The sequence below is a fragment of the Paenibacillus sp. B46(2026) genome (assembly GCF_056786355.1).
The window spans coordinates 4,836,516-4,855,226 of record NZ_CM165907.1; the positions used below are offsets into that span (position 1 = coordinate 4,836,516).

Here is an 18,711-nt window from a genome sequence, read left to right on the forward strand (position 1 = left end):
AAAATGGAACTGAGGCACCTGGAGGCTTTTAAAACTGTTTGCGAACAGTTGCATTTCACGAAAGCAGCGGAACTGCTAAACATTGCACAGCCAACGTTAAGTCAGCAAATCAAAGCGTTAGAGGATGAGATCGGGACTCCCCTGTTTGATCGGATGGGCAAGCGAATTGCAGTAACAGAAGCAGGACAGATTCTTTATGAACAGTGCAATCAAATTTTCAGAAACCTGAACTATGCTTATGATGCGATTAACGACTTGCGCACGCTGCAACGAGGAAAATTAGTCTTGGGAGTACTACCGTGTGATGTGGATGAACTTTTGACACCAGCCATGATTGAATTCCATCAAGAGTTTCCGAATATCCAGCTCCTGATTCAGGATTCCAATCGAATTGTCGAGGAGGTGCTGGAGGGAAACATCGATATCGGCATTACTACAGTTCCTGTTATCGAAGACAACAGGCTTGTCCATTTGCCTTTATATACAGAACCATTTTCAGTAGCCGTATCGAAAAGCAGTGAATTGGCGGGACGCTCACAACTATACTTGAAGGAACTTAAAGATTTGAGTCTCGTGATGTTTCCTGATCATCATCATTGCCGCAAGTTGGTAGATTCCTATTGTGAAGATCAAGGCTTTGATTTAAACCCCATTATCGAAACGTCAGCCATGATTTCATTGATGCGATTGGTGAAAAATAATGTTGGCGGGACCGTTTTACCCAAGCCTCTTTTGCAGACCTGGGATGACCGATTCTATCATATAATCAATTTGGTTGAGCCTACACCCACACGAGATATTGGCATCGTGTATCGGGCTGACAAGTTCCTGGGGCAAGCCGGTAGAACGTTTATTCGTAAAGTAAAGGAGGCCGCCAATTAATCAAAATATTTAATCTGCAGGTTGCTAAATACTGCCGTCCCCCCTTCAGCATATAGTGTGATTCCGCGGTCATTCCATTTTGGAAAAATGATATTGGATAACACCAATGAGCCATCATCAACGAAGACCTCGATACTGGTCTTGTCTACCAGAATCTTGAGATGAACCTTGTTCTTCTCAGGAGCAAACGCCGCCCGACTCTCCAAGTCCCGCCCACTGCGATCAGGGTTCCCCGTATGTGTCCGGTTCACATATACATAACCATCTTTTACATTAACACCTGCATCCACATGCCGGCTCTGGTCATCAGATTCGCGAAGCCTTAGTCCAATGTTATTGACCTGAGTCCACGATATATCGGCCTCCATATAATATGAATTCCCCTTTACAATAAGCGAGCGGGCTCCATTTACTGTAAATGGCTTGAACGCCATCTCCGAGACTACCGCCTGTTCCAGAGACTCAATCGGTCTTGAGATCAGTCGATACTGGCCCGTTTTGGATACAATAAGTTTAATTTCACGAACAATCGAATCCATGCCGTTGTAACCTTCCTGCAGTGTCGGCGTATTGTTGGCATAGTTCCAGTTATTCATCCAGGCGAATGCGTAGCGGTGACCGGTTTTGTCACTGCTTGCCCCATCTTCAAATGTAACTCCTCCATACCAGTCAAAGCCATAGTCCAGCCATTGTGGTTCATGAAGGTCGGGAACAAATTCTGTGCCATTAAAGCTTCCGGTCCAGTAAGCGTAGGTGTTGGGTTGTCCTGAGGACCTGCCATTGGCGCTTACGCCGAGCACCCATTTATAGGTTCCATTATCTGCCCGCATCAGAAATAGATCAGGACATTCCACCAAACCCACGTTTTCCGTGAAGAAGCCGCCGGTATATCGCCAATTTTTCAAATCAGCCGATTCGTAGAATCCAATCTTCGTTCCTTCAGCCAGAGCCATAACCCATTTTCGGGATCGGTCATCCCAGATGATTTTAGGGTCTCTGAAATCCTTTTGTCCCGGATTCTTTAACACCGGTCGATCTCCATAAGGCTTAAACGTTTTCCCTTGATTGGTGCTGTACCATAAGAATTGTTCCTGCTGTCCACTGCTCCCAGAAGGCTGTGTCATAATGGCAACAAGCGCCCCTTTTCCAAAACCGGCTGTACCTGACGCATCCACAACCAGGGAGCCTGACCATGGATCACCGTTCCGGTTCGTGTATTTGGGAATTGCTACGCCTTCATCCTTCCAATGAACCAGATCGACCGATGTTGCATGCCGCCATTCCGTACCATTGCCTGTGGGGTAATCACCGTTATACAGATAATAGTAGTGGTATTTCCCGTCCAGATATATCGGCCTTTGGGGATCGTTCTTCCACTTGTCTGGCGTTGTAAAATGAAAGCTAGCTCTCAGACTCGCCCTGGGAGAGGCTATTCCCGTATCCTCTGTAGGCCATCCGCTGTGGCTCAGGGTCGGAATGACAGTGAAAGCGAGCGTGGTCACACCACAGACAGCAAACCATATGACCATTTTCTTTCTGATTTTGTTATTCATCACAGATACCTCGTTTATGAAAAAAGAAAATGCCAATAGATATCGACATTTTCTTTCTTCAGACTTTCTGTGGAATTTGTTTATTCCACTGTCAATTGTCCTTGTGCCAGAATGCTGTTCTTCACTACGGATGTTTTGGACCCTTTGATATTCACCAAGAAACTTGGTGCGAAGGTAGAACGATGATCTTCAAACATTCCTCGGTTGGTCATATAACTGGTGATCACTACGTTATTGCCTTGAACCTGCGGAATAGCAAAATGTGCATAAGTCCAGGTTACATCCTTAGGGTCCAGATCTTGATGCAATACAAGTCCAGTACCATTCAACGGCTTGTAAGGTCCTGTCAGAGAATCAGATACATAGCCCAGCATGTAGATATCTTCGTCATCAATGCCATCCACAAACATTTTGGCTCCTCTTGTATCCGTGAACAAATACCATTTTCCATTCAACTTAAAAATATTTGCGCGTTCAATTTCATCTGTTACTGTATTCGATGCAATCAGCGGCTTCATCACTTGTTTTAAGGTATAGTCGTCATTCAATTCAATGATCCCCAGAGCGCCATTGGCCAGGGAGGCCAGCTTCCTATTAGGGCTTTGCAGCAATTTCTCCCTCTCGGCCTGGAAGAACTTCTTGCTTCCCTCGTAGAAGGCTCTGTTATTGAATGCATCCTCGCCCTGATAGCCCATTTCTGTTCCCGTATTGGCTTCGAAAACAAGGTATTTACGACCATTATCTTCCACATAGTGAGGATCTCTCAACGTATGATTGTCGGAAAAATCCCCCCCGCTGAAAGCCTGATCGACTGTTTGATACATTTTTCCGTCACCATCAAAGATCGACTTGAAATCTTCAACACCGTCCACCTTGAGCGTGTCCTCTGGAAGTTCGGAGACATTAATCTGAGCAGTCGTCAGGGTTTGCTTGCCATAAAATCCATTGGCCGGGTCCCAGCCATGACGATTGGTGTAGAACAGACGAATATGACCATCAGCAGTCAGTGTAGAAGAGCCGGACCATTCCTCTGCCTGGTGATTCAGAATTGGATCATTCGGGACGTCCTTGTCGGTGTTTTTGAACACTCTGCCTGCATTTTTCCAGGCATCAATGGATGTGTCTCCTGCTTTTTTGTAAAACATATAGATGAATGTGTCCCATCCCCGATCCGGGTCACCCGCCAAACCAAAGACGATTTGATAACCATGATAGTCTGCTACAGTACCATCCGCATTCTGCAGCGGCCAGGTATCCCACACATCCATGTCGATGACGTTACCATTTTCATCATATCCTTTTGCGGAAGGGATATTTTGGATATCAGAAGCGTCAAACTGAGGAATCTTGAATTGTTCTTTAATTTGTTTCTCAGGGATTTTCAGGGCGTCTGCACGTGTAATATGCGAGATACCATAACTCTCTTTGTAGTCAGACTTCTTTTCTTTGGCTAAAGCCGAAACACCCCCACCTGCCAATAGTGCTGTTGCAAACGTTACTGCGGTCACTCTTCTCACAAGCTTCTGGATATTCATTGATTTTTCCCTCTCTCTTGTCAATTTTTTTTCCGAAAAACAGAAAAAGACCTAAAAATCGCTAGGGTATGGTGGATACACCGATCCCAACGGACTTTTAGGTCTTGCCTGCTTACCAGTAACAATCCCGACATATTCAACTGTCGATAACTATTCTATAGGGTCTGATCAAAACTTGGCTATAGATCGAAACTCCCGATTTAGCTCAAGGACCAGAGACTCAGTATACCAAGCAAAAGAATCAATCCAAGGATGGATGAAGTCGATGATCTATCCGGCTGATCTCCATGGCGATCACAACCAGTTGGCTTTCGGTAAAAGTATATCCATAATCCTCTTCAACCATTTCACCGATCTCGAGGGCCTGTGTATATGCTTCGGTAAAATTCATCCTTGCAATCGTTACAAGCTCCGGATTCAGTTCATTGCGAAGTCTGCCTGATTCATCCGTTTGCAGCATATTCTCAATCTGGGTCAAAAGTCTCTCATAGTTCGCAGACCCCCGATCCAGCACACCGGCAACATGTCCCACACCTTCTGCGATATCCCTGATCATGGCCGTCTTTTCCGGAGCCTTGTGGCGCATGCCCGCATTCTTCCAGGCAGTATGGATATGCATGGCGATATAACCAACCTCATCTTCCGGGATGGCTACTTGTAATTTCTTGTGGATCAGATGCTTGGCATGAAGCGCGAGCTGGAACTCTCTTGGATAGAGGATACGAATCTCCTCAAGAAGTGTGTTTCGTATTTCGATTCCCTTGCCAATCCGCTCCAGGGCAAACGAGAGATGGTCTGTAAGCGCGATGTGAATATGCTCATGGAACGTGACGCCCAATGATTTCTCGGCGAAAGTGATGATCTGCTGGGTGACCGCAATTTCTTCTTCGGGCAGGGTTCCCAGTATTTCCTGAAGGTGGTTGTACTGTTTTGGATCCGTCATCACAAACACTTTTTCAACAAGGCTTGGGTCTACAATATCATTTTTTCCTTTTCGGAAAACAATCCCCGCCCCCATGACAATTTTCTCTTCCCCATGATCGTTAACCACAGCGGCGTTATTGTTGAGTATTTTTTTGATCTTCATGTTAGTCTCCTATGCCTGTTCATTAAGTTTATCAGTATCTGGTCGAACATTGCGATCCACGCCGAGCAGCAAGGTAACGCTAAAAGCCGTGGCTAGAGCAAGCACAAAACCGATCAGATAATGAACAAGATTCATCAACCCGGGCTGTACGATAAAAGCGATCATCGGGATTCCGGTTAGCCCAAATGAATTGGCCACAACCTGATGAAAAGCCATATATGCCCCTCCGGCGGCTCCTCCGGCAACAGCACCCAGAAAGGGGCGCCCAAGTTTAAGATTAACACCGTAGGTGACTGGCTCGGTGATACCGAACAGCGCCGTGATCGAGGCAGGCAAAGCTATTTTCCTTAATGCTCCGTCACGGGTTCTGGCATACACTGCAAGACCGGCCCCTGCTTGCGCGATATTCGCCATGGACCAGATCGGAAGCAAGAAATTGAAGCCGATATCCGGATTGGAAATCAATCCAACCTCGACAGCCTGAATCCCGTGATGGAGACCGGTGAGCACAATGGAGCTGTATATCCCTCCAAGCAGAAGGCCAAATAGCAAGCTCCCGTAATTGAAGACGTGCTCCAGAATATTTCCCAGCGAACGACCCAGACCAAGAGCAAGGGGTTCAATAACCAGTATCGCAAGGCTGCCCGCGATGCTAAAGCTTAAAAAGGGAACGAGCAGAACAGCTCCGGATGACGGTATCCATCGGCGTAGTCTTTTCTCAATTATCGTCAGCATAAACGCCGCAAGAACGGTTGGGATTATGGCTCCCTGATACCCGAATTGCGGGGATATGGGCAAAGCTTGAGCAAAGGCTGGATCTCCACCGATTTCAGTGAACGGAATAATCCCCGGATAAGTCATGACAATCCCAACAGCGGCACCAAGCGCCGGGGTTCCGCCGAACCGCTTGGCCGTGTTGTACCCGAAAAGAACCGCCATCAGCTGGAACGCTGAACCCGTCAGCAGGGACAGAATCCGGAACCACATTTGGCCAGGATCATCCCAACCGAATGCCCCCGCAAGACCCAAGAGACCCAACAGCAGCCCTGCCCCGACGAAGAGCGGAATAATGGGCACCACGATATCAGAAAAGAATTGGAATGCGTCCATCAACCTGCGCAACAGCGCTTTTGAATGAAGGCCCTTATCATTGGCCCATCTGCTAGCCGTAGACACGGAAGGCATTGGATAGGAATCAGTATGATCTACTTCGTGTATCCGTGGTGTTACAGGTCCATTCGGGCTGTCTTCTTTGGGTATGGACGAAGCAGCTGACTGAAGCATGCCGTTCACCTGGCGATTAACCTTCGAGACAAGAGCGGGACCAAGAATAACCTGCAGTTGTCCAGCACGAACGAACACCCCTTGAATTTCCTGCATACCGTCAAGACGTTCTTGTTCCACCAGATCACTGTTCTGCAACCGGAGTCGGAGTCGTGTCGTGCAATGGGTGCTTTCGATAATATTGTCCGCTCCTCCGGACCATTCAATAAGTTGCGTGGCCAATGCCCTTGCAGAACTACGCCCCTTTGTGACACTCCGGTCATCCTGCTGCATGGATGCTCCTCCCTGTTACTTAGCATTAAACGGACATTGAAAGATCGACGATCTATCATGGACAGTTGATCTTCTTCAAAAATAACAATTCCGTCATTTATGGCAATATTACTATTGTGACCACTTCACTTTCCAAAATCAATGGTCAGGAAATACCACTATTCTGAGGACAATGGCTCATCTTGGCTGTTCATCCAGTTCCAGCAGACCGTCCACGCCGTGTTCGAAGTGTATGCCGGAAGCTGGAGCGACTGGATCAGTTATGAGGAGAATTCGGTGGCTACCGGGGAAGAGTAGAAGAAGAATTAAACAGATATACCGTATGTAAATTGAAGTACATCCTCATGTGGGGATGTATTTTTTCGTTGTGGAGTGGTCCTAAAACCGGGAGAGTCGACAAGGGTCTAATTCATTTCTCGATTCCCCATACATTATTTCACTTGCAGCTAGATGGGCGATCAGCGGCGCCAGTGTAATCGCAGAATGCATCACCGTCAGATAAAGTCCTTTAATCTGATCTTGGAAGCCCACGATCGGATACCCGTCTGCAGGCATGGGTCTCCATCCGACCTTTATGCTTTCAAGTTCCAGTTGATTTCCGTGCTTCAGACTGCGACGCAATGTGTCGTACGCTCGCTTACCGACCGCCAGTGGTCCGTTTTCATCCGACTCGTCGATATAATCTTCCGCAGCCAGCAGCGTATAATCCGTCAGTTGACGCGCTTCAAATTGCGCATTGGAGATTAATGTGTGTATCAGTTTATTCGCAGTTTTCATCCGAATCAGAATGGAAGGTGACGATGTTACAGGCACGTAACAACCTAAAGGGTTACAAAGTTCGGGTGTACCTGTACCTGCGGCCAATACCACGACATCCGACTCCACAAAACCCTTGGACGTATGAACGCCAAGCAGGCGGGAACCCTCTTGCTGCAGCTGTGTGACGTTGGTGTCGAACTGAATCTTTGCTCCGTACTCTTGGGCTTTGCTCAACAACAGCTCCGTTACCGCTATAGGGTCCACCGCACCTTCTTCGCTGACAAACATGGCTTCATCCGGATATTCCTTCAGATTGGGCTCCAATGCCTCCAGCTGCTCCCGGTTTAATTTTTGAGAGTGGTGTTGCTCCCTTAGGGGCGGAGTGTCCCAAGTTAGCGCTCCATGCCAATGAATTTTCAGTTCGGACAACTCTTGCTGAAGTGTGTGATATTCTTCCACAGCTGCATCATACAAATGCCAGTATTCCGGAGCTACCCTATGAGTCGTATGTATCCAGGCAAATGATTTTTCCGTGACTTCACGCGCCGCGGCGGGGTGTCGTTCAATAACGGTGACATCTTGATTTCGTTTGGATAGATGATAGGCCATACACGCCCCAACAATCCCTGCACCAACAATCACAATTTTTTGTTTATTCAAAACTAACTCTCCCTTGTCACCCTAATTTCGTCTTCTTCGTTTGTAATTCGCTGAACCGTATTTGTATTGTTGCTCAGCAGCCGTAGAAGAATCAATGATTTCCATTTGCCCGTGAGGATTTCCAGCGCCGTTCCGAATTTGCAATACACCGTCATTCTTATTCCTCACTTTCTGACCATGCCAAGGTTTACTTTTGGTTACCTGGTTAGGTTTAAGTGCCTACTTCCAGATTGCGCCTTCTCACTTTAGTATAGAGGCAGATATCAAAATCGAGCAAGTGAGGGGATAAGAAAAGATGAATGTGACATTAGTGATCGTACAAATCATATTGGCGGCAGGCTTCGTATACTCAGGATGGATGAAAACCGTTCGTATCGAGTCGTCAAAAAACACATGGGCCTGGGTAAATGATGTGCCAAAAAGTCTAGTTGTTCTGATGTTCCCTGCCAGCGCCTTTCTGTACGTAACGAATGGCAATGCAACCGTGATCTTAGACGGAAATGAGCATGCTACACAACCATTCTATATGCTTCATGGGGGCAAAAACACCCGTCTGGACATCATCCCAACGGACGAATCCTTTCATTATTACCTGATTTTCTATAAAGCCTCCTTGCCGCTATGGATGATGTCAAATCATTCTGCAACATGTTCTTTACCATCAAGCCCAATGTTAAACACATAGAATAATGATCTTCTTCATCCTCTACTAAAAAATAGAAAAAGATTGTATTATCTTAAAATTGTGATATGATATCGTCAAGTTAATAAACATTTTAAAGAAAATTTGAAAAATAATTACATTTAAATGCAACCTAACCTCTTTCTTCGCCAAATTTCAGTGTTCTAACTCATTTTATTGAAAGCGATTACAAAAAGAAACCTGACAGATTATAGCTTTTCTAATCGCATACACAGATGCAGGCTTACTTCGGGTTATAGCCACTCCCCTTGCTGCCGTGACCACGTACCCGGTGCACAGGTCGTCTGGCTTAAACCATATATGACAACATGAAGACTTAACCTAACAGCCAAACTAACAATTATTTCAAGAGGGGGGTGACATGAGGGAAATCTCTTCGTTTTTTCGGCATTTCAACATCTCTGCTATTCTGAATTTCAGTTCACCAACTAATCCAATCTCATGGAGGCGAAACGTATGATTCGTAAACCGCTAGTTTTGTTGTTGTCTTGTCTGCTAATCTTTGTCACCCTGCCCGCTGAATCGAGCCATGCAGCCAATGCAGCCGTTGCCAAACTTCCTGGAAATTCCAATCCCCTCATCGATCATAAACTGGGAGCCGATCCTTATGTGCTCGTCCATAACAATCGGGTCTATGTCTACATGACAGGTGATGCATATCTGTACAACAGCGACGGCTCTGTCCGAGAGAACCAGTACAGCACGATCGGAAAAATTAACGTCATCTCTTCAGCCGACATGGTGAACTGGACAGATCATGGCTCCATCCCGGTAGCGGGTGCAAACAATGCCAATAATGGACAAGGTATTGCCAAATGGGCCACCCAATCCTGGGCTCCTGCCATGGCAAAGAAAACCATTGCTGGAAAAGAAAAATTTTTCCTGTATTTTGCCAACTCGGGCGGAGGTATTGGGGTATTAACAGCGGATTCTCCCATCGGTCCCTGGTCCGACCCGCTCGGACGTGCCCTCCTGACACACGGAACACCGGGTATGTCCGGTGTAACCTGGCTCTTTGATCCGGCTGTACTTGTTGATGATGATGGCTCTGCTTATTTGTATGCTGGAGGCGGCATTCCAAACGATACCAATGCTGCTTCCATTGCCAATCCCAAAACAGCTCGGGTCATTCGTCTCGGTGCCGACATGACCAGTGTGGTGGGCAGTGCTGTGACTATTGATTCTCCTTATATGTTTGAAGATTCCGGCATTCACAAGTATAACGGCAAATATTACTACTCCTACTGCATCAACTTCGCAGGAACACATCCCGCTGCATATCCAAAAGGTGAGATCGGATACATGGTAAGCGACAGCCCGATGGGGCCTTTCACGTATAAAGGACACTTTCTGAAAAATCCTGGCACGTTCTTCGGCGTAGGCGGCAATAACCACCATGCCGTGTTCCAATTCAACAACGAATGGTATGTGGCGTACCATGCGCAAACAGTGAGTCGAGCATTTCTCGGTGAAGGCAAAGGATACCGTTCCACACATATCAACAAACTCACACATAATGCGGATGGAACAATCCAAGAGGTTCAAGGGAATATGACAGGTGTACCTCAGATCACTAACCTCAACCCGTATGTCCGGGTGGAAGCCGAAACCATTGGCTGGCAAGCAGGAATTAACACTGAGCCGAGTCAAGCGAGCGGTGGACCTGTAGCCAATCAGAATGTCACTAATATTCATAATGGGGATTGGATCGCGGTTGGCAATGTTGATTTTGGCTCAGCTGGAGCCTCCAAATTCAAGGCCAATGTCGCTTCTACCGGAAATGGCAACATCGAGATTCGGCTAGACAGTCCGACAGGTCCTCTGGCTGGAACACTCAACGTAAGCTCAACCGGCGGTTCGCAGACTTGGCGCGTGATGGAGACAAATGTAACCAACGCAACAGGTGTACATCGTTTATATCTGGTGTTTACAGGCGCAGGTAACGCAAATCTGTTCAATCTGGACTACTGGCAGTTCACATCCGGTTCGGGCGGCAACCCTAACCCCAATCCTAACCCGTCCGTTACTCGAATCGAAACGGAAAACATGACGCTTGGCGGCCAATACGCTGGCGTAATCAGTTCCCCTTTTAATGGAGTCGCTCTTTACGCGAACAATGATTATGCTGCATACAATCAATATTATGCTTTCCCGACCCATCATTTCTCTGTCCGCGGTGCTTCCAACAACAATGATACGGCCCGTGTTGATCTGGTCATCGGGGGTGTAACGGCAGGTTCATTCTACTTTACCGGTACACAGCCGACCGTACAGACCCTGTCGAACATCACACATGCTACAGGCAATCAGGAAGTCAAGCTGGTCGTAACAACGGATAACGGCACATGGGATGCTTATATTGATTATCTTGAACACTCGCAATAACTCAAAGGTCAGGATAGATTTGGGAGGACAAGTTATGTGGAAAAAAATCAGTACGCTTCTGCTCTCTCTTCCATTACTTGTGGCATCGCTGTCTGGGACAAGTCCTACCGCTTCCGCAGCTACGTTCAGCAATCCGGTTATTTACGCGGATGTTCCTGACAGTGACGTCATTCGGGTGGGCAATGCATTTTATATGACAAGCACAACGATGCATATGAATCCGGGAGTTCCTGTCATGAAGTCTTATGATCTGGTCAACTGGAGCATCGTAAACTATGTATACGATACGCTTGGAAACGGGGACATACAGAATCTGAACAATGGACAAAACGAGTATGGACGTGGTTCCTGGGCGAGCAGCTTGCGGTACAACAACGGTATATATTATGTAGCCTTTGGCTCGCTTTCCACGGGCAAGACGTATATTTACCAAACCAGTAATATTGAAACAGGGCCGTGGACACCTTACACATTGAACAGTTATTACCATGACCCCTCCCTAATGTTTGACGGGAATCGAACCTTTCTTGTTCATGGCAGTGATAACATCAGTATCGTTGAGCTGACGCCTGATGCCAAGGCCGTCAAGTCCGGCGGGCTCAATCAGGTCCTGATTCCAAACGCGAGCAGTATAGCTGGCTCTAACATGATTGTAAAGGCAGAAGGAGCACACATTCAGAAGATCAATGGCATGTACTATGTATTCCTGATTGCCTGGCCTTCGGGTGACGGCCGCATTCAGCTTGCCTATCGTGCAAACACATTGACAGGTCCATACACAGGTAAAGTTGTACTAAGAGACTCGGGAATCGCCCAAGGAGGCATCGTGGATACCGCATCCGGCGCTTGGTACGGCTTGCTGTTTCGTGATAGCGGGGCCATTGGGCGCATCCCCTATCTCGTTCCAGTGACGTGGTCGGATAACTGGCCTGTGTTTGGGGTGAACGGCAAGGTTCCCCTTAACATGAATATGCCCGTTGAAGGTCAGCCTGCTGCCAAAATCTACGGGTCCGATGAGTTCAACGCAACCACATCAGGCACACCCTCAGTAACGCAACTGTTAGTGAACGGTGGCTTCGAAGAAAGCACCCTTCAGCCGTGGACCAGCAATAATACGGCGACCATCACCGTAACAAATGCCGAAGCGTTCAGCGGTACAAAAAGCCTGCTCGTCAGCGGCAGACAGCAGACAGCAGGCGGAGCCAAACAGATGGTTACAGGCAAGCTGGTACCTGGAGAAACGTATTCTTTTTCTGCAAAGATCAAATACACCAGTGGTCCTGCAACCAAAACGTTCAATCTTAGCATCCAGAACGGTGCAAGTTATACCGGAATTACCATTATGGGCAGTGCGACGTTAACCCGCGGACAGTGGGGTACCCTTCAAGGTACGTATACCGTTCCGTCAAATGCAGACCTGTCCCAAAGTTTTATTTTTGTTGAAACACCGTACAACTCGAATCCGGACCCGACCAATGATCTGATGGCGTTTTATGTGGATGACGTCTCCCTGACGAGCAATTCATCTTCTGGTACATCCAGTCTCACTACTTTCTGGCAGTGGAATCATAACCCCGATGCTGCCAACTGGTCCCTGCTCCAGCGGCCCGGTTTCATGCGGTTAACTGCAGGCAAAATCATCAAAAACCTGTTAGAAGCCCGCAACACGCTGACACAACGAACCTTTGGTCCAAAAAGCACAGGGATGACCGCTTTGGATACAGCAGGCATGAAGGATGGTGATTATGCTGGACTCGCTGCTTTTCAGGCCAGATATGGTTTTGTCGGCGTAAAAATGACGGGCAGCACCAAATCCATCGTTATGGCTAATGCCAGTTCGGGCACCATGACCGAAGTAACAACTGTGCCACTAAATCAGAACAGAATCTATCTTCGCGTCATCTGTGATTTTACGAACCAGACAGACAAAGCCTACTTTGCATATAGTCTGGATGGCAGCAACTGGACAACCATTGGCAATACACTTCAAATGTCTTACACACTGCCACACTTTATGGGATACCGGTTTGCACTATTCAATTATGCAACGAAGTCTACCGGAGGATATGCAGATTTCGATTATTTCCGCGTAGAATAAATGTGGTTTTATTCGCTTATTGATCAGGACCTGGAACTCCACCATGTGTGGATCCAGGTCCTTTTCAGTACATTTCTTATGAAGATCTTCACCTTTTTAACTTCAAAAAGCCCGGAACTGTTTTATATAACGCATGTATCCTTCAGCACTTCGGTTAATCTCTTCATCCGTAGCCTGGAACGAGGCACCATAGACTGCATAATGCGGCAGTGCCTGAACCCCTACATGATTCATGCTTGCTACGAAAGGTGCAACAAGTTCCTCTACGCTGTAACCGATAGAACCATCTTTCGCATAATTCTCCTGCTTATCCCCTATGGACATCGCTAGTCCCATTCGCTTTCCCTTCAATCGATTCCCTTTCGATCCGTATGCCCACCCATGAGTGAACACGTCATCAAACCATTTTTTCAGCAGCGGTGGGTAACTGTACCAATATAACGGGAACTGCAACATAATATGATCATGCGTCTCCAGCAACTCTTGTTCTCGGGAAACATCAATCTTCCAATGGGGGTAGGCCGAATATAATTCGTGAAGAACAATATCATCTGTATGCTGCAACAACTCCTCCTTCCAGCGACGATTGACTCTTGAACTTTCCATATCGGGATGTGCCAGAATAACAAGTGTTTTCATCATAAGTTCCTTTCTTCCCATCCAGGGTGTTGGTTTCTTTAATTGAATATGGACCATTATCGACCACATCCAGTCAAAAGAAAATACACACAATGAAGTAAGATGGTTACCTCAAAGTGTGTATGGACTTCAGTGTCAGAACCGTGAGAAAATAAATAGTTACACCCTATATAACACGTAAAATTTAACTTGAGGTGAATCAGGATGAAACAATACAATCTGGGCATTGAAGCGACGCTCGAAATTATAGGTGGCAAGTGGAAGGCTCTGATCATCTGTTTATTGATGTCCGGGGTAAAGAGAACGGGCGAATTAGGGCGCAGCATCCCGGGCATTTCGCAAAAAGTGTTAATTCAACAATTGCGCGAGCTGGAGCGGGACGGCCTTGTCACCAGACATGTCTACCAACAGATGCCTCCCAAAGTAGAATATGGACTTACAGAATATGGCGTTACCGCCAACACCATCGTGGATGTCATGTGTGCTTGGGGGAGGGACAATATTGCTCTCAGGCAGCAACGGGGCGAAGATATCGTATTGTTGGAGAACAAGCATCCCGAATCTTGATAAGGATGAAGCATACCTCATGTAAACTTCATGTTCCATATATCACCTCTATAGTAAGATATAGATTAATGTAAATATTATTAAATTTTAATTGATAAGGAGGGCTTTATTTGAAAAATATAATTGTCTTTGGTGCAAGCAAGGGATTAGGCGATGCATTTGTCAGAGGCGTGCCACAATCCGGTGATAAGGTCTGGGTGGTCTCCCGCAGCAAGCCGGAAAGTCTGTCCGTGGAGGATGGCGTCCAGCGAATATGGATTCAGGCTGATCTTTCCGAGCTTCAGGCCGCGGAGCAAGTTGCCAGCCAACTTCAAGGCGAGACGTTGGATGTGCTTATTTATAACGTGGGGATCTGGGAAAAGGAAGGATTTGAAGAGCACTACACGTTTGATCGGGATGAACCCGCAGATATCAGTCAGCTGATCCATGTGAATGTGACTTCTACAATTGTATGTATACAGGCTTTACTGCCTCAGCTCCGCCAGTCTGAAGCAGGGAAGATCATCCTGATCGGTTCAACAGCCGGTTTGAGCAATGCAGGCAGCAGCCAGGTTTCTTTTGTCGCCTCCAAATTTGCCATACGGGGTATTACGGAAGCTCTAAGAGAGCATACGAGAAATGACCGCATCGCGGTGACATGCATCAACCCGGGAGAACTGGCGGCAGAAATTCCGTATGAAGACGGGATGGAACGCGCACTCTCTGAGTATGACGGGACCCGTATTCCCCTGCAGGATATGGTTGCCATCGTTCAATGTATCATCAGCTTGTCCAAAGCGGCCTGCGTGAAAGAGATCAACATGCCCGCCTTAACGGATACGAACACCTAGTTAGCAATGATATCTGTCCACCTTAATCGGTCCGTTCACCTGAGTTCGCTCTGTATACACACGCTGGACAGAAGCCCGTTTACATTAATATATTCGATAAGTGCGCAATACCTACGGAATTCAGGCGTTCATGCTCAGGGATATTTTCATATAACAAATGGGATTTTCCGGCCTTGTCCAGGTGATCACGCATAGCTGCAATTCGTCCTTTGTTAACATCAATAAAACGAAAATCGATTTGGCGCAAATGCTCCAGCCCGGTCAGTCCAGCAAAAGAATCCGCCTTGAGCGCCGTATTCATCTCTTTCAGTTCAATAGACTCCAAAGCACGGGCTGTCCATAGATGTTTGGTATCCCGCAACGACTTCATATAGTCCAGTTCGAGCTGTCTGAGAGAGGTCATATGGGAAAAGTCGCATAACTGCTCCAGCTTGGGCAACGACAGATGCAGATATTCCAGCCCGCGCATCTGTTCGAGTCCCTGAATACTCGTCAGTTTGCGAACAGAGCTTAGCTTCAACATTGAGATGGTCGACTGTGTCAATACATCCAGTCCCCCTTTTAACTCACAGTGATCCAGGGACAGATACTGAAGCATGGGCAGTTCAGCCAAAAGATCAACACTTTCGACCGTGCAGTTCAGAATGAGTGTATGCAGTTGGAGGCATGCCGCAATGGAGGCAAATCCGTTGAATTTGCCACGCAGTTCAAGAAAGGTCAATCGCTTGTAGTGTTTAATAAAATCGAGCACGGTCCCCTTTGCAGGTGAATTCAATCTTAGAAACTGCAGTTGCTCCATCGCACCCAGAATCGTCAAATCCTGTGCCTGCGAAAGATCAAGCTGCAAGGCAGACACATGTTTCAACTGTGCCAGTCGCCCCAAAAATCCGGATGAATATACCCCTTTAGGGTCCATATGTGATATGTGTAGGATCAGATCCGGCCGGGCAAAGAATACTTTGGCATCGAGCTCGGCAAGGTCCTCGTGTGTATCCGCGCCAACGCGAAAATGAACCGTTGCTCTACGGCGCAACAGATGCACCGCCTGGTGCATCTTTTCGGCATTCCATGGAACCCCCTGTATTGAAGCATGCCATAACTCACTCACAAATAATCCTCCTTTTCCATCCATAGTTCCAATTCATTCCATTATAAACAAGATCGACTGGATGAACCACCACCGATCCTCGTTTTTTCATTCCTTTCCTCTTTTTCATCCCTCCCTTTCATCCTTCTCATACTCATGCCTTTCCTTTCCGTTGCTTTCAGGATTATTCGACAGAAATCTACATAAAACTAGAGATCATACCGACATATAACTTAGGCGTTTTGAGCTTTTTATTACTCATCTGGGGAGATGGAATATGTCGAACATATTGAACAAGTGGGGGAAAACGGGAGCACGGACATCCAGTATGGCAAATACGTTGTCCATTGTGCTGCTGGTCATTATCGTAGTCGTCTTTGCCGTGCTGGGAACATTTATGTTTGCAAGCACACGAAACATTCTGGTGAAACAGCAGGAATCCATGCTCCAGACCAAGACACAAGCCATTGTTAGTGAATTTGATGCACTATTCAAGGAAAAGGGCGCGCTGGTCAAGCAAATGTCCACCAACACATTATTTCAGCAATACATAGAAACAACAGCATCTGCTGCGGATGCGGCAAGTTCTACCTATGCTGCGGAAACACAGGCGACACTCGCCGCTATCGTTAAGGCAGAGCCTTCGTTTGCCGATGCCTGGGTCGCGGGTCTGAATGGAAAAGGCTTTTGGATTCAAAATGATGGTGTCGTATCTGCACCGGACTTTGATATCCAGTCACGTCCATACTACAAGCCAGTTACCGGCGCAGACGGGCTTTATTTCTCCGATCCATACATTGACGTTGCAGCAGGCGATGTACTTATGGGTATCTTTTATCCCATCAAAGACGACAACAATAACATGATCGGCTTCGCCGCAGCGGATATTGCGTTCAAGGATATTCCAGCCATCATGGAGAGTTATTCCCTTGGTAGCACGGGCTATTCGATGCTGCTGTCCAAGAGCGGAGAAATTTTGTACCATCCCGATCAAGAGAAAGTGCTGAAGGAGAACATCCTGGACAGTACGGGGGACATGGGGGACATCGGCAAGAAAATGCTTGCGGGTGAAAACGACATACAGCTTATGAATGACAATGGGGAACGTCGTTATATCGGCTACGCTACCAGCAAGGATACGGGATGGTCCGTTGGTCTGACGATAACAGAGAAAGAAGTGCTGGGTGAATTAAAAACGTTCACGTGGATTACGCTTGGCGGCTTTGCTGCAGCCACCCTTCTGCTTGTGATTATCTGTTACATTACCCTTCGCCGTCTGTTACGCTCCATACCACAGCTGCTGGCCAAGATCAAACAGATTGAACAAGGTGACCTGACTGTCAAACTGGATATCAAATCTAATAATGAAATTGGACAGATCGCCACAGGCTTGAATTCCATGGTACAGAAAATTCAGGGCATGCTGCAGATGGTTGGCAGCTCGGCGCAAATCCTGAACCAGTCGTCGAATGATCTGCAAGCCATCTCCTCACGAACGGCTGTGACCATGAATGACACATCGACAGCCATCAACGAGATTGCCAATGCAACGAATTATCAGTCCATCGAAACGGAAAATATTTTACGCAAAACAGGCTCGTTATCCAGCCAAATTGATGAAATTGCTACCGATGCGCAGGCTATGGGAACGGTCGTGCAGACATCTGCCGATCAAAGCAGCCAAGGACTCGCAGTCGTGGAACAATTATCGAAATGGTCCGAGGAAAACCATCAGTCCACCCAAGCCGTGTCCTCTATTATTCAGGAGATTGATCTGAGCCGGAATGAAATATCCAGTTTTGTAGATACGGTCAAGCAGATTGCCTCTCAGACGAACCTGCTCGCCTTGAATGCCTCCATTGAGGCTGCGCGTGCTGGCGAACATGGAAGAGGATTTGCTGTCGTTGCCGAAGAGGTTCGCAAACTTGCCGAACAGACCGCTCAGGCAACAGAGGAAATCAACAAAAAAGTGAATGTGATTGAAGAGAAAACAACCCTGTCGGTTGAACATACCATGCGCGGTATGAAGATTGCGGAGGAGAATGCCAAATCCGTGGAAGATACCAAGCATGTATTCTTCAGCATTAACAAAGACCTGAAAGATCTACAGCAGCGTATGATGCAGATCACGAGCAATACCGCCAATGTACACAAACACAAAGATGAGATATTCCAGGCACTAGAGATCATTTCTTCCACCACAGAGGAGAACTCGGCATCGACGGAAGAAGTAAGCGCCAGCACGCAGGAACAATTGGATAGCATCGAACAGGTAGCAGATCTTTCGAAGCAATTGAATCAGTTATCCAATAAATTGCAAGACGAACTGAACCAGTTCAAGGTTGAATAGTACAAGTACAATGGACTCC

The 18,711-nt window shown here is 47.0% G+C and carries 15 protein-coding genes; 8 read left to right on the plus strand and 7 right to left on the minus strand.

What is annotated here, in order from left to right; all coding sequences use genetic code 11:
- The first annotated feature begins 3 nt into the window (after window positions 1-3).
- A complete protein-coding gene (locus AC1S8V_RS21665; RefSeq protein WP_482070700.1) occupies window positions 4-882 on the plus strand; it encodes a LysR family transcriptional regulator in 879 nt (292 codons plus the stop codon).
- On the opposite strand, the gene AC1S8V_RS21670 is transcribed toward AC1S8V_RS21665, so the two are convergent.
- From AC1S8V_RS21670 to AC1S8V_RS21685, 4 genes are all read right to left on the minus strand, one after another.
- Window positions 879-2,435, minus strand: a complete 1,557-nt coding sequence (locus AC1S8V_RS21670) for a glycoside hydrolase family 32 protein (protein WP_482070701.1) — start codon at window positions 2,433-2,435, stop codon at window positions 879-881. The two genes, AC1S8V_RS21665 and AC1S8V_RS21670, sit on opposite strands and share 4 nt — an antisense overlap.
- Before the next feature lie 80 nt (window positions 2,436-2,515).
- Window positions 2,516-3,970, minus strand: a complete 1,455-nt coding sequence (locus tag AC1S8V_RS21675) for a glycoside hydrolase family 68 protein (protein ID WP_482070702.1) — start codon at window positions 3,968-3,970, stop codon at window positions 2,516-2,518.
- Window positions 3,971-4,211: 241 nt separating this feature from the next.
- Window positions 4,212-5,057: a PRD domain-containing protein gene (locus tag AC1S8V_RS21680; protein ID WP_482070703.1), complete on the minus strand. Its 846-nt coding sequence runs from the start codon at window positions 5,055-5,057 to the stop codon at window positions 4,212-4,214.
- A gap of 9 nt (window positions 5,058-5,066) precedes the next feature.
- Window positions 5,067-6,614: a PTS transporter subunit EIIC gene (locus AC1S8V_RS21685; RefSeq protein WP_482070704.1), complete on the minus strand. Its 1,548-nt coding sequence runs from the start codon at window positions 6,612-6,614 to the stop codon at window positions 5,067-5,069.
- A gap of 141 nt (window positions 6,615-6,755) precedes the next feature.
- On the opposite strand from AC1S8V_RS21685, the gene AC1S8V_RS21690 reads away from it, so the two are divergent.
- Window positions 6,756-6,911: a hypothetical protein gene (locus AC1S8V_RS21690; RefSeq protein WP_482070705.1), complete on the plus strand. Its 156-nt coding sequence runs from the start codon at window positions 6,756-6,758 to the stop codon at window positions 6,909-6,911.
- 81 nt (window positions 6,912-6,992) lie between these two features.
- Here AC1S8V_RS21690 and AC1S8V_RS21695 read toward each other — a convergent pair whose 3' ends face one another.
- A complete protein-coding gene (locus AC1S8V_RS21695) occupies window positions 6,993-8,033 on the minus strand; it encodes an NAD(P)/FAD-dependent oxidoreductase (protein ID WP_482070706.1) in 1,041 nt (346 codons plus the stop codon).
- A 295-nt stretch (window positions 8,034-8,328) separates the two neighbouring features.
- Here AC1S8V_RS21695 and AC1S8V_RS21700 point away from each other — a divergent pair, with 295 nt between their 5' ends.
- The 3 genes from AC1S8V_RS21700 to AC1S8V_RS21710 all read left to right on the plus strand — a co-directional run bounded on the left by AC1S8V_RS21700 (window position 8,329) and on the right by AC1S8V_RS21710 (window position 13,219).
- Window positions 8,329-8,718: a DoxX family protein gene (locus AC1S8V_RS21700; protein WP_482070707.1), complete on the plus strand. Its 390-nt coding sequence runs from the start codon at window positions 8,329-8,331 to the stop codon at window positions 8,716-8,718.
- A gap of 474 nt (window positions 8,719-9,192) precedes the next feature.
- Window positions 9,193-11,121, plus strand: a complete 1,929-nt coding sequence (locus AC1S8V_RS21705) for a carbohydrate-binding protein (protein ID WP_482070708.1) — start codon at window positions 9,193-9,195, stop codon at window positions 11,119-11,121.
- A 34-nt stretch (window positions 11,122-11,155) separates the two neighbouring features.
- Window positions 11,156-13,219 carry a beta-xylosidase family glycoside hydrolase gene (locus AC1S8V_RS21710; RefSeq protein ID WP_482070709.1) on the plus strand — a complete coding sequence of 688 codons (2,064 nt, stop codon included), beginning with the start codon at window positions 11,156-11,158 and terminating at the stop codon, window positions 13,217-13,219.
- A gap of 102 nt (window positions 13,220-13,321) precedes the next feature.
- Here AC1S8V_RS21710 and AC1S8V_RS21715 read toward each other — a convergent pair whose 3' ends face one another.
- Window positions 13,322-13,858: an NAD(P)H-dependent oxidoreductase gene (locus tag AC1S8V_RS21715; protein ID WP_482074542.1), complete on the minus strand. Its 537-nt coding sequence runs from the start codon at window positions 13,856-13,858 to the stop codon at window positions 13,322-13,324.
- A 204-nt stretch (window positions 13,859-14,062) separates the two neighbouring features.
- Here AC1S8V_RS21715 and AC1S8V_RS21720 point away from each other — a divergent pair, with 204 nt between their 5' ends.
- Window positions 14,063-14,425 carry a winged helix-turn-helix transcriptional regulator gene (locus tag AC1S8V_RS21720; RefSeq protein WP_482070710.1) on the plus strand — a complete coding sequence of 121 codons (363 nt, stop codon included), beginning with the start codon at window positions 14,063-14,065 and terminating at the stop codon, window positions 14,423-14,425.
- Between the two features lie 110 nt (window positions 14,426-14,535).
- Window positions 14,536-15,255 carry an SDR family NAD(P)-dependent oxidoreductase gene (locus AC1S8V_RS21725; RefSeq protein ID WP_482070711.1) on the plus strand — a complete coding sequence of 240 codons (720 nt, stop codon included), beginning with the start codon at window positions 14,536-14,538 and terminating at the stop codon, window positions 15,253-15,255.
- Between the two features lie 79 nt (window positions 15,256-15,334).
- Here the strand turns inward: AC1S8V_RS21725 and AC1S8V_RS21730 are convergent, their stop codons facing one another.
- On the minus strand, window positions 15,335-16,363 hold the full coding sequence (locus tag AC1S8V_RS21730; protein ID WP_482070712.1) for a leucine-rich repeat domain-containing protein: 1,029 nt from the start codon (window positions 16,361-16,363) through the stop codon (window positions 15,335-15,337).
- 256 nt (window positions 16,364-16,619) lie between these two features.
- Here AC1S8V_RS21730 and AC1S8V_RS21735 point away from each other — a divergent pair, with 256 nt between their 5' ends.
- Window positions 16,620-18,692, plus strand: a complete 2,073-nt coding sequence (locus AC1S8V_RS21735) for a methyl-accepting chemotaxis protein (RefSeq protein ID WP_482070713.1) — start codon at window positions 16,620-16,622, stop codon at window positions 18,690-18,692.
- The last annotated feature ends 19 nt before the right edge of the window (window positions 18,693-18,711 follow it).